Source organism: Rhizobium sp. O111 (assembly GCF_055616315.1).
Genome location: NZ_JBSHXL010000005.1, coordinates 47298 through 58462 on the forward strand (window position 1 = coordinate 47298; position 11165 = coordinate 58462).

The 11165-nt window shown below is 60.7% G+C and carries 11 protein-coding genes; 5 read left to right on the forward strand and 6 right to left on the reverse strand.

The features are described 5' to 3' along the window. Nucleotides 1-191 precede the first annotated feature (191 nt). Genes traA through ACVTFQ_RS33195 form a run of 4 tightly spaced genes read left to right on the forward strand, consistent with a single transcriptional unit; the run spans nucleotide 192 to nucleotide 5860 of the window. Nucleotides 192-3518, forward strand: a complete 3327-nt coding sequence (traA, locus tag ACVTFQ_RS33180) for a Ti-type conjugative transfer relaxase TraA (RefSeq protein ID WP_012475990.1) — start codon at nucleotides 192-194, stop codon at nucleotides 3516-3518. Continuing rightward, nucleotides 3515-4081: a conjugative transfer signal peptidase TraF gene (gene traF / locus ACVTFQ_RS33185; RefSeq protein WP_012475991.1), complete on the forward strand. Its 567-nt coding sequence runs from the start codon at nucleotides 3515-3517 to the stop codon at nucleotides 4079-4081. Before traA ends, traF begins: the two co-directional genes overlap by 4 nt. Then, the gene (locus ACVTFQ_RS33190; RefSeq protein WP_012475992.1) at nucleotides 4071-5234 is read left to right on the forward strand and encodes a conjugal transfer protein TraB; all 1164 of its coding nucleotides are present in this window, start codon (nucleotides 4071-4073) and stop codon (nucleotides 5232-5234) included. The genes traF and ACVTFQ_RS33190 overlap by 11 nt, the downstream gene beginning before the upstream one ends. Before the next feature lie 11 nt (nucleotides 5235-5245). Then, nucleotides 5246-5860 carry a TraH family protein gene (locus ACVTFQ_RS33195; RefSeq protein WP_012475993.1) on the forward strand — a complete coding sequence of 205 codons (615 nt, stop codon included), beginning with the start codon at nucleotides 5246-5248 and terminating at the stop codon, nucleotides 5858-5860. Nucleotides 5861-6115: 255 nt separating this feature from the next. On the opposite strand, the gene ACVTFQ_RS33200 is transcribed toward ACVTFQ_RS33195, so the two are convergent. Next, nucleotides 6116-6322, reverse strand: a complete 207-nt coding sequence (locus tag ACVTFQ_RS33200) for a helix-turn-helix domain-containing protein (protein WP_077768126.1) — start codon at nucleotides 6320-6322, stop codon at nucleotides 6116-6118. Nucleotides 6323-6539: 217 nt separating this feature from the next. Between ACVTFQ_RS33200 and ACVTFQ_RS33205 the strand changes: the two genes are divergently transcribed. Next, nucleotides 6540-6863, forward strand: coding sequence for a transcriptional repressor TraM (locus ACVTFQ_RS33205; protein WP_012475995.1), 324 nt, complete (start codon nucleotides 6540-6542; stop codon nucleotides 6861-6863). A gap of 4 nt (nucleotides 6864-6867) precedes the next feature. Here ACVTFQ_RS33205 and ACVTFQ_RS33210 read toward each other — a convergent pair whose 3' ends face one another. From ACVTFQ_RS33210 to ACVTFQ_RS33230, 5 genes are all read right to left on the reverse strand, one after another. Continuing rightward, on the reverse strand, nucleotides 6868-7572 hold the full coding sequence (locus tag ACVTFQ_RS33210; protein WP_077768125.1) for an autoinducer binding domain-containing protein: 705 nt from the start codon (nucleotides 7570-7572) through the stop codon (nucleotides 6868-6870). A gap of 345 nt (nucleotides 7573-7917) precedes the next feature. Next, nucleotides 7918-9210 (reverse strand): IncP-type conjugal transfer protein TrbI, encoded by a 1293-nt coding sequence (trbI, locus tag ACVTFQ_RS33215; RefSeq protein WP_012475997.1) that lies wholly within the window; start codon nucleotides 9208-9210, stop codon nucleotides 7918-7920. A gap of 11 nt (nucleotides 9211-9221) precedes the next feature. Beyond that, on the reverse strand, nucleotides 9222-9662 hold the full coding sequence (gene trbH, locus ACVTFQ_RS33220; protein ID WP_012475998.1) for a conjugal transfer protein TrbH: 441 nt from the start codon (nucleotides 9660-9662) through the stop codon (nucleotides 9222-9224). Between the two features lie 3 nt (nucleotides 9663-9665). Continuing rightward, nucleotides 9666-10478, reverse strand: a complete 813-nt coding sequence (gene trbG / locus ACVTFQ_RS33225; protein ID WP_012475999.1) for a P-type conjugative transfer protein TrbG — start codon at nucleotides 10476-10478, stop codon at nucleotides 9666-9668. Between the two features lie 16 nt (nucleotides 10479-10494). Then, complete coding sequence (locus tag ACVTFQ_RS33230) at nucleotides 10495-11157, reverse strand: conjugal transfer protein TrbF (RefSeq protein ID WP_012476000.1); 663 nt, start codon at nucleotides 11155-11157, stop codon at nucleotides 10495-10497. Nucleotides 11158-11165 lie beyond the last annotated feature (8 nt).

Genomic DNA, 11165 nt, shown 5'->3' on the forward strand with positions numbered 1-11165 from the left:
GAGTGCGGAACGCACTACTGTGAATCCTACAATCGCCAAGGGCGATTCTTTGGTGAATGATCCCGGCCGTTCCGAAGGAGCGGCTTCCAAGGGCGCAATTATACGTCGCTCACGCGACGCCCTTGCTTGGTCCGGCCTCCCGCTCCCGACGAACCCGTTGATTTCGTTTGCAACCGGGAAAGAACTCCGCCGTGGCCGTCCCCCATTTCTCCGTCAGCGTCGTCGCCCGCGGCTCCGGCCGCAGCGCTGTCCTGTCGGCGGCCTACCGGCACTGCGCGAAAATGGAATACGAGCGGGAAGCGCGAACGATCGATTACACCCGCAAGCTGGGGCTGTTGCACGAAGAGTTTGTGATTCCGGCAGACTCGCCCGAATGGGTGCGCAGCATGATTGCAGATCGCTCAGTCGCGGGAGCATCCGAAGCCTTCTGGAACAAGGTGGAGGCATTCGAGAAGCGATCCGATGCGCAGCTCGCCAAGGATGTCACCATTGCCCTGCCGCTCGAGCTGACATCCGAGCAGAATATCGCTCTCATGCGCGACTTTGTGGAGAGGCACATCACGGCGAAGGGGATGGTCGCCGACTGGGTCTATCACGACGCCCCCGGCAATCCGCATGTCCACCTGATGACGACATTGCGGCCGCTCACCGAAGATGGGTTCGGTTCGAAGAAGGTCGCTGTGCTCGGTCGGGACGGCAAACCGATCCGCAATGATGCAGGCAAGATCGTCTATGACCTGTGGGCCGGTAGCACTGAGGACTTCAACGCTTTCCGCGACGGCTGGTTTGCCTGCCAGAACAAACATCTGGCGCTCGCCGGCCTCGATATTCGCATCGATGGCCGCTCCTTCGAAAAGCAGGGTATCGACCTCGAGCCGACCATTCACCTCGGCGTCGGCGCCAAAGCCATCGAGCGCAAGGCCGAGCAATCCGACGGGAAGCAGGAGACCGCGCCTCCCAAACTCGAACGCATCGAGCTTCAGGAAGCTCGTCGTAGCGAGAATGCACGCCGCATCCAGCGCCGCCCCGAGATCGTGCTTGAGCTGATCACGCGGGAGAAGAGCGTCTTCGACGAACGTGATGTTGCGAAGGTGTTGTATCGCTATATCGACGATGCCCGTCTCTTCCAAAGCCTGATGGTGAGGATTCTGCAGAGCCCGGAAGCGCTCAGGCTCGAGCGCGAGCGAATGAATCTTGCGACCGGGGTCCGAGAGCTGGCGAAATACACGACCCGGGAGATGATCCGGCTTGAAGCCGAGATGGCCAACCGCGCTATCTGGCTTTCCGCTCGCGCCTCCCATGGTGTCCGTGAGGCGGTGCTGCAGGCGACCTTTGCACGCCATTCTCGTCTATCGGATGAGCAGCGGACGGCGATCGAACATGTCGCCGGCGGAGAGAGGATCGCCGCCGTGATTGGTCGTGCCGGCGCCGGCAAGACGACGATGATGAAGGCTGCCCGTGAGGCGTGGGAAGCAGCCGGCTATCGTGTGGTCGGCATAGCACTGGCCGGCAAAGCAGCCGAGGGATTGGAGAAGGAAGCGGGCATCCCATCGCGCACGCTGTCGTCGTGGGAGCTTCGCTGGAACCAGGGTCGCAACCAGCTCGACAACAAGACTGTCATCGTACTCGACGAGGCCGGCATGGTGTCGTCACGGCAGATGGCGCTGTTGGTCGAGACGGTGACCAAGGCCGGCGCCAAACTTGTCCTCGTCGGCGATCCCGAACAACTCCAGCCGATCGAAGCGGGTGCCGCCTTTCGCGCCATTGCCGCTCGCATCGGCTATGCCGAACTCGAAACGATCTACCGTCAGCGCCAGCAATGGATGCGCGATGCCTCGCTCGATCTCGCTCGTGGCAATATCCGCAAGGCTGTCGACGCCTATACCGCTCATGGTCGAATGATTGGCTTGAGACTGAAGGACGAGGCGGTCGAGAGCCTGATCGCAGCGTGGGACCGCGACTACGACCCCTCGAAGACCAGCCTGATCCTCGCGCACCTTCGCCGTGATGTGCGAATGCTCAACGATATGGCGCGCGCCAAGTTGGTCGAACGCGGTGTCGTCGCAGAAGGATTTGCATTCAAGACGGAGGACGGACACCGCAAATTTGCGCCGGGAGATCAGATCGTGTTCCTCAAGAACGAGGGCAGCCTCGGCGTTAAGAACGGCATGCTCGCAAAGGTGCTCAAAGCCGCTCCTGGCCGGGTCGTCGCCGAGGTTGGTGAAGGAGAGCACCGCCGTCAGGTTACTATCGAGCAGCGCTTCTACAACAATCTCGATCACGGTTATGCCACGACGATCCACAAGAGCCAGGGGGCGACCGTCGACCGGGTGAAGGTGCTTGCGTCACTGTCGCTCGACCGGCATCTGACCTACGTCGCGATGACCCGCCATCGTGAAGATCTCGCCGTCTACTACGGCAGTCGCTCCTTCGCGAAATCCGGCGGCCTCATCCCGATCCTATCGCGCCGAAACGCCAAGGAGACGACCCTCGATTACGAGCAGGCGTCGTTCTATCGCCAGGCGCTGCGCTTCGCGGAAGCCCGGGGCCTGCACCTCATGAATGTCGCCCGGGCGGTCGCGCGCGATCGCCTGGAATGGACCATTCGGCAGAAACAGAAGCTGGTCGGCCTCGGCGCCCGTCTTGCCGCAATTGCAACGAAACTCGGTTTCGTCGGCAACTTCAAAAACTCCCCAATCCAGAACCCGATCAAGGAGGCCAAGCCCATGGTGTCAGGCATCACCACCTTCCCTAAATCGTTCGAGCAGGCTGTCGAGGACAAGCTCGCCGCCGACCCCGGCCTCAAGAAACAATGGGAGGACGTCTCGACCCGCTTCCACCTCGTCTACGCGCAGCCGGAGGCTGCCTTCAAGGCAATCAATGTCGACGCGATGGTCAAGGACCAATCGGTCGCGAAGTCCACTCTCGCGAAGGTCGCCGACGCCCCCGAAAGTTTCGGTACGCTAAAGGGCAAGCCCGGTCTTCTTGCCAGCCGTGCCGAGAAGCAGGACCGGGAAAAAGCCATCGCCAATGTCCCGGCACTTGGCCGCAATCTTGAACGCTATCTTCGTGAGCGGGCCGAGGCCGAATTGAAGCATGAGACGGAGGAGCGCGCGGTCCGGCTCAAGGTTTCGGTCGACATCCCTGCGCTCTCGCCAGCGGCCAAGCAGATGCTCGAACGCGTCCGCGATGCCATCGATCGCAACGATCTCCCTGCCGGCCTTGAATATGCGTTGGCCGACAAAATGGTGAAAGCTGAACTCGAAGGTTTCGCGAAGGCTGTGTCCGAGCGTTTCGGAGAACGGACCTTCCTGCCTCTCGCCGCGAAAGACACCAACGGCAAGGCCTTCGAGACCGTTACAGCGGGCATGACGGCTGGCCAGAAGGCTGAGGTCCAGTCTGCGTGGAATTCCATGCGGACGGTCCAGCAGCTTGCCGCTCATGAACGAACGACGGAGGCGCTTAAGCAGGCTGAGACACTGCGCCAGACGAAGAGCCAAGGGCTCTCCCTGAAATGACGGCGGCAGCTAGAGCGCGCCAGGCGATAACCGCGCAACAACGACGAGCGGCCGTGATCCTCTCGGCCACGACGTTGGCCGCTATCGTGCTGGTGGCGACTGCCCTCGCCGGCGGTTATCGCATCAATCTGACCCCGAGCGAGCCACTCGGCCTGTGGCGTATCGTTCCGCTCGGTCGCCCCGTTGCTGTCAGTGACCTAGTGTTCGTTTGCCCACCGGCAACCGCGGAAATGCGGGAGGCGCGAGCGCGCGACTATCTCCGTTCCGGTTCCTGCCCGGGTGGCGTCGCCCCGTTGATCAAGACGGTGATCGCCGTCGCAGGCCAGCATGTCGAAATCGGCGCCAGCGTGATTGTCGATGGGCGGGTGGTTGCCTCTTCCAGCCTCGCGCCACGAGACGGAAAGGGGCGGCCGCTGGCGCCGTTTCCGAGTGGCATCGTTCCGCCAGGACATCTCTTCCTGCATTCGGCGTTCCCGGGCTCCTTCGACTCCCGGTACTTCGGTCCGGTGCCCGCTTCAGGCATTCTCGGCCTAGCGCAGGAGATCCTCACCTATGCGCCGTGAGTTTCTTCGGGCGACGCAGCTGATAGTCGCTTCGATCGCGATCGGCGTGGTGGGCTGGAGCGGCCACGCGTTGCTTCTGCCCGTCGCCCTGGCGTTTCCCGTTCTTTGGTCGATGGCGCAAACGAGGGCGGTCGCGGCCCTTGTCTCGGCCAGCTATTTTCTGGCCGCATCTCGTGGCCTGCCGCAAGGCGTCGCTGCCTTCTATTCGTCTGATATCTGGCCGGGGCTGCTCCTCTGGCTGTGCGCGTCCTCGAGCTTCGTCGCCGTGCATACGGTCCTGTGGACCGGGATCGCCGGCATTCGTCCGTTCCGCTATCTCCTTGCGGCCGTCATCATGGCCGTCCCGCCGTTCGGCATCACGGGCTGGGCGCATCCTGTCACGGCCGCTGGAGTTTTGTTTCCGGGATGGGGATGGTGGGGACTGGGCTGGATGACAGCTGGCCTTGCGGGCCTCGTAACCCGCATATGGCCAGCTGTCGCCATCGCCTTGACCGGCTTTTGGCTATGGTCCGCCGCAATCTGGACCGACCCGAGACTACCGGAAGCCTGGCGCGGCGTCGATCTGGAAATGGGCGCTTCGCTTGGCCGCGACACCGGTCTTCGACGCCAGCATGACCTGATCGCAACGGTGCGCGACGCTGCCGGCGATGGCACCCGCTTTGTGGTGTTGCCAGAAAGTGCGCTCGGCTTCTGGACGCCGACCGTGGAGCGTCTATGGACGGGCGCACTTGCCGATGGCGATGCCACCGTCATCGCCGGCGCCGTGGTAGTCGACGCAGACGGCTACGACAATGTCCTCGTCTCGATCGACGGCAAGGGTCGCCGCATCCTTTATCGCGAACGCATGCCGGTTCCCGGCTCGATGTGGCAGCCATGGCGATCCTGGTTTGGGGAGAGCGGCGGCGCCCGGGCGGATTTCTTCGCGAACCCAATCGTCACTATCGGTGCCGGCCGGGCCGCACCACTGATCTGCTACGAGCAACTGATCGTTTGGCCGGTCCTGCAGTCGATGCTGCACGATCCGGACGCCATCCTCGCCGTCGGAAACGGCTGGTGGACCGAAGGCACGTCGATCATTGCCATACAGCGCGCCGCGACTACCGCCTGGGTAAAACTCTTCGCAAAGCCGCTCGTCATTGCCTTTAACACCTGAAAGGAGACACTATGCTGGACGCCGCCCTGATCAAAGAATGCGCCGACCCTTCCCTAAAACCCGCGATCGTCGAACGGTTCGTGGTATCAGCAGGCTCGGCTGATCCCCTCGCCGTCACCGTCAAATCCGGTGGCCGTTTGATCCTCGTGCCAAAAGCTGCGTCGGCTGACGAGGCGATGGTGATCGTGCGGCAATATGCTGGTCAGGCGGTGGTCCGCGTCGGTCTCACGCAGTTTCCCGCCGGCGTTGGCGTCAAGGAAGCGAGTGATCTCAAACCGGACCTCGTCGATGCCTGCCAGAACCTCCGCAAAGGCACGGCGATGTTCGCCAAGGTGCTCCGGATCGTCGCGAAATGGTATGGCAACCCGACGAGCAAAGATGTCTTCCCGCAGATCTTCGAGGATGCGGTCTACGCATGGAAGACCGGCGAGTTCGAGGGCGTCAGTGTGTTTCAGGCGGAGGATCCGGGAACGGCAGTTGAAGTGCCGCAGCAAAGCGAGGAGAAGATCCCCGACGAGGAAGAGAGCGCCGAACCGAAACCAGGAGAGCAAGAGCCTGAGACGGTGCAGGATGTTGGCCGAGCGGGGATGCGGATCGACCTCTCACACATTGGAGGCCAAAAATAGATTGACTTCGTTTCGCCGGGGGCAGCGAGGCGAGTATTGAGGTTCAAAGCAGAAAATTAGTGTAACTCAAATGCATGATATTAGTGTTTGTCGGAACGCCCCGCACGAACGTGGTGTTCGAGTTGATCAAAGCACCAGCACAGCCATCCACGAAAGAACGGCCGCGCGGAAATACGATTAGAGCAGATTCATGCCCGGCTGCGTCATAACGGGGCCTCAAGGGCAGCAACTAGCAGTCAGCACGCGCGCGTCTACTCATCTCGTCACAAGCACGGCAGGTTCGACGCCCAGTGCCTCTGCGATTTGGCCAAGGACGGTGACGGTCGCCGACATCTCGGCACGCTCGATTGCTCCGACATGGCGGACACTGAGGCCCGTACGGTGGGCCACTTCCTCCTGCGTCAATTGTTTGCCATGACGGATTCGACGCATATTGATCGCCATGACCTCCTTGAGATCCATGACGCGAGCGGAACCTGAATCGGAACTATTATTCCAGGAACTATAGTTCCGATTCGTCACGGCGCGTGATATTGCTCGTCCAGGCCGTCACAAGTTACCTTGGGATATAGGGTATATGAACTTCTGAAAGACAGGCCGTGCAGTTATGGCCTATGCGGTATAATGCTCACCAGGATTTGGCTTTCGAGCGGCAAATGAAGAAATTAAGGGGAAGCGGATGAAGGACGTGAACTTATCCGAGACAAAACACGAAACCAAACCGATGGGATCCTGTTTACGTTCAATGGAAAAATCAGAACTAGAGGCGCTTGCTATATCTGCAATCCGAGAGCACCGCCGGCTTATAGTCGCCGACGAAGCTGTTTATGAGGAATGGACCCGCGCGTCCGCCGACCCCTCGGTTTCGAGCGCCGTGCTCGAAAGCTTGCAGCAAGAGTATGCCGCGCGGCAAAGGAAATCCGAAGCCCAGCAGGAAGAGCTTTCGGAGATCATCGATGTGCTCGGCTACATCCCCGAGGTTCCGCTCGATGGCGATGAATGACCCCTCAAACCAAGCCGTGATCTTTAGCGATCGCGACTAGATGTGGAACGGTCGCCGCGTCAAGTTTCTCGCGCGCTTTATCGAGGTAGTGCTGCACCGTCCTCGCGTTGATCCCCGTCAACATTGCGGTTTCCGGGGCACTTTTGCCCTTTGCTGCCCACATGAGGCACATCGCTTCCCTTGGCGAGAGTAGCCGCTTCGGAGCGATTATCGTCGTCGAAGCGATAATCTTCAGGCGGTAATGGATTGCAAGGACCGTCCGGACGGCTTTCTGGGCGTCCAGCAGTTTGGCTTTCTCGACTTTCTTCTCCGACGAGGCAAAGGTCAGCATCATCGTCGACCCGAAACTCCCTTCGACCGGAATCGTCAGCCCACTGCGAATGCCGTGCTCGATCGCCTGGTCGCGAAACCGTCTCAGCTCCGAGGTGCCACGAGCCGGCCAATCATCGGCCGTCCAGTAGAACATCTCCATGCGACGCTTGGCTTCCGTGATGACGGGGTCGATGCGCGAATATTGGCCGCCAAGATAGATATCCTGCCATTCCTCCGGATAGGAGTTGAATGTGCGGATTTCCAGGCCCTCGGTCTGAAGATACGCAAAACGTTCGAAGCCATGGGAGTTTGCGAAGCTTTTCAGGGCGCCCTTGATCATGCGTTCATCGTGCGCAGCTTCCGTCATATCGATTAAAGAGCGAAGGTCTCCGTCCACGGACTTGTCTCCTCTTGCGCAGCTGCGAGCCTCCCACCCGTCGCGCCTACCACGCGCCGCGAGTTACCTGGTGCCACCGTTCGGCCAGCCGGAGCCATACGGAACATCGGACCGTGGCTGCGAATTCCGTGTCCCCATTCGTTTCCGATGAAAACGCAGTTGCCTTCTGCCGAAGCATATCCACGGCCGTTGCAACTGGTTTTCTACTCACCTCTACCGAGTATTCAAGGCCTCTTCATCTAAAATATGACAATTTGAGAGAAGATTTTGGCGAGCGCTGATTTCTGAGCGCGGATGGATCGCTCCACCCGACGAAACGACGGGCGGAGCAGCGTTCGAGATGGGTTAGCGCCCGCTATAAATGGATGGAAAGATGATATCCTGGTCCGCGAGAACGTTGAACTTATAGCCAGGACGGATGCGAATCGTCGGCTGAACGTTGAGGTTCTTCGAGATTGTCTGTTCTGTGACGCGACCGAAGCTTTCGGCAAAATTCCGCCGTGCTGCATCCGATGCCGTGTCCTGGGTGGCCAATGTTGAACTCTCCGGCATCGACATGTCGATCCCCGTCCCGATGATTGCCACCAGAGCTGCGGAACCGAACGTCCTCCAGAGATGGCGGTCAACCTTGTCCTGGAAGCCGCCATACCCCTCGGCGTCCGTGCCGGCCATGCCGCCGATCTGCAGGGTGGATCCATTGGGAAAAATAAGGTCAGTCCAGACGACGAGAACACGCTCCTGGCCGAATGAGACCTTGGAATCATAGCGACCGAACAGCTTTGCGCCCTGCGGGATAAGGAGGCGATAGCCGCTCGCGCTGTCGTAGACATTCTGGCTGACCTGCGCGGTAATCCGCCCTGGCAGGTCGGAATTGAGGCCGGTGATCAAGGTGGCGGGAATGACCGAGCCGCGCTTCAGTTCGTAGGGTGACATCTGCGGCACGACCTGGTTTGGCAGGTAGCCGAGATCCTTGATGTCCTGATTGAAAAAATCCTCCTTCGACGGCTGTCCGTTCTGATCGACGTTTTGGCCCATCAGGCCGGATTTCATGGCGGCGGCATAAAGGTCCGACGCACTGTTGACGGCTGCATTTGTCGGCTGGCGGCCGCTGTCATTGGTGGAGGTTGCCTTCTCGAAGTCTCCGATGTCTACCTTCAGCGGCGAATCGAGCGCCGTAGCGCGAGCCTGGAGGCGAGCCATCCGCTGGCGCTGCGCTTCCCGGATATACTGCTCGTCCTGCTCCCGCTTCAGGCGAGCCTTCCACTCCTCCTCGGATTCGAGCGAGCGTCTCTCCTGTCGGTCATTCGGCCGGCGTTCAACGGCGGTCTCCTGTTTCTCGACCTTCTGCTCGACGACAGGGGTCGGTTGAAACACTTCCTGCTTCTCCGGCTCGCCGATGATGCCGTCGGTGACACCCCGTTTGAGCTGGTCGCCGAAGCTGGTCGCCGGGGTGTTGGAAGCCCCCTCGATGTCGCCTCGATGGAAGGACAGCCCCCGCAGCGACAGGCCGATCACGACGACGCCAACGAAGAGCGCGACGACGATGATGGCGATGATGATCGGCAGGCGGTTGAGCCGGCGCATGCCATTCTGATCGTCGGACTGGGCTGGCGCGCCAAGTTGGAGCGACTGGACCATATTGCTCTCCGTCAGTTGCGCTGCATGATCGAAAGTGGACTGGTCGGCGTGGCGCCGGCCGCCGTCGGCGTATAGGCGCGGCCAAGAGCGATGGAAGGCGTCGAAACGCGCGCAAAAACCTGCCCGTCGAAGCCCTCGACGGCAAAAGCAAGCTCGACCGGCTTGATGTCTTTGGCGACCTTGCCGTCCGTGACGACCGTATAACCCCAGCCCTTCAGGGCCGCCTCGAGGGCGGTCGCGAATTCCGACTGGTCCTTTTCCATTTTGATGGTCGTCGCAGCGCTGGCCGGACCGATTTGTTCGGCGAGACGACTTGCCATGTCACCGGCGATCGCGCTTGCGGCCGGTCCGGTGACGGCAACCGGGGTTGCATTGGTGGTCATCGCGTCGTCGGCCGTTTGGCAACCGGAGAGTAGTTTGGCCGCGATGAAGAGTGCGAGGAGCTTGCGCATGGTTCAGCCTCCCCGCCGGATGGTGATCTTCTGCTGCCGCCACCCGACCCCTGATACGAGGATCGCCTTGTCGATCGCATAGTCGACGGTCATCATGTTGTTCTTCATCCGGTAGTTGACGATGCGGTTCTGACCGCCGGAGACGACGAAGAGCACCGGCGCATCCTGACCTGAGATCGACTTCGGGAATTGGATGTAGGTCTTGACCCCGTCCGAATAGACCCGCTTCGGTTTCCACGAAGCCCCGCCGCTGATCGAATAGGAGAAGTTCAGCTTATCCGGCGCCGTGCCCGGAATGCCGCCGGTTTCGAGACGGGCATTGATGTCGGCGAGCTTGGTGGAGGTGTCCTCGGGGTACTCGAAACCAACGCGCGCCATGTACTGGCTGGGATGGGACTTGAGCTGGATATGATAGGTTCGCCGTGAGGTGGTGACGACCATCGAGGTGAGAAGACCTGGCTCCGACGGTTTGACAATCAGATGGATGGCCTGCCCGCCTGTCGCCCCCGAGGTGGCCGGCTCCACTTTCCACCGCACCGTATCGCCGACGAGCACGTCGCGAACGATCTCACCGCCCTGAAGCTCGATGTCGCAGACCTGCAGCGGCGAGCAGACGACGGACGGCTGGGTCTCGCCGAACAGAAAAATCACTTTGCCGTCCGGTCCCGTTGTGACCAGGCCCGGTGTGCCGCGCCATTTGCGGGAGATATTCGTACCCTTGACCTCGTTGCTCGTCATGCTTTGCGCCTGCGCGCCCACCACAAAGGCGAGTCCGGCCATGCAGCCGGCGGCTGCGATCAATCCTGTCTTTTGCATTGAGAAATCCCTGCCCTTAAAGCTGTGCCGTCCAGTCGAAATCCCGGACATAGAGGCCGATCGGATTGAGGCGGATCGTCGCCTCATCCTGTGGCGCGGTGAGCGCCACCGTTGCGATGCCGCGGAAGCGGCGTGTGCCGGTTTCCTTGCCCTTGCGGTCTCGCTCGTATTCCGTCCAGTCGATCTGATAGGTCTGGTTCGAGAGCGCCACGATGTTGTTGACCTCGATGGCGACGGTCGAGGACTTCGCTTTCTCGAAAGGTGAATTGCCTCGGAACCAGGCGTTGACCTTCTCCGTCGACGGATCGGAGGTGCGAAGAAGAGCGTATGTGCGGTCGATATATTGCTTCTGCACCACGGCATCCGGCGTGATCGAGCGAAAGCTTGTCACGAAGTTGCCGAGTGTGGCGCGAACCACGCGGACATCGGCATATTCGATCTGCTCCGGGAAGCCTGCCGTGACTGCCGTCCCCAGCTTGTCGACCTCAACGATATAAGGCACGAGCTTGACCTGGGTACTGAGATACATCGCGTAGCTGAAGCCGATGACGGCCATCGTCAGGCCGAGAATGCCGACGATCCGCCATGCGGAAGCAGCCTTCACATATGTGCCGTAGCGCTCGTTCCATTCCTGGCGGGCGGCAAGATACGGATTATCAGGGGCGCGGTTCGCTGCCATTTATTCTT

Excerpts from the sequence above, each read along its gene's own strand:
- traF (WP_012475991.1), top strand. The coding sequence starts at position 3,515 with ATGACGGCGGCAGCTAGAGCGCGCCAGGCGATAACCGCGCAACAACGA.
- ACVTFQ_RS33190 (WP_012475992.1), top strand. The coding sequence starts at position 4,071 with ATGCGCCGTGAGTTTCTTCGGGCGACGCAGCTGATAGTCGCTTCGATC.
- ACVTFQ_RS33195 (WP_012475993.1), top strand. The coding sequence starts at position 5,246 with ATGCTGGACGCCGCCCTGATCAAAGAATGCGCCGACCCTTCCCTAAAA.
- ACVTFQ_RS33200 (WP_077768126.1), bottom strand. The coding sequence starts at position 6,322 with ATGGATCTCAAGGAGGTCATGGCGATCAATATGCGTCGAATCCGTCAT.
- ACVTFQ_RS33205 (WP_012475995.1), top strand. The coding sequence starts at position 6,540 with ATGAAGGACGTGAACTTATCCGAGACAAAACACGAAACCAAACCGATG.
- trbI (WP_012475997.1), bottom strand. The coding sequence starts at position 9,210 with ATGGTCCAGTCGCTCCAACTTGGCGCGCCAGCCCAGTCCGACGATCAG.
- trbH (WP_012475998.1), bottom strand. The coding sequence starts at position 9,662 with ATGCGCAAGCTCCTCGCACTCTTCATCGCGGCCAAACTACTCTCCGGT.
- trbG (WP_012475999.1), bottom strand. The coding sequence starts at position 10,478 with ATGCAAAAGACAGGATTGATCGCAGCCGCCGGCTGCATGGCCGGACTC.
- ACVTFQ_RS33230 (WP_012476000.1), bottom strand. The coding sequence starts at position 11,157 with ATGGCAGCGAACCGCGCCCCTGATAATCCGTATCTTGCCGCCCGCCAG.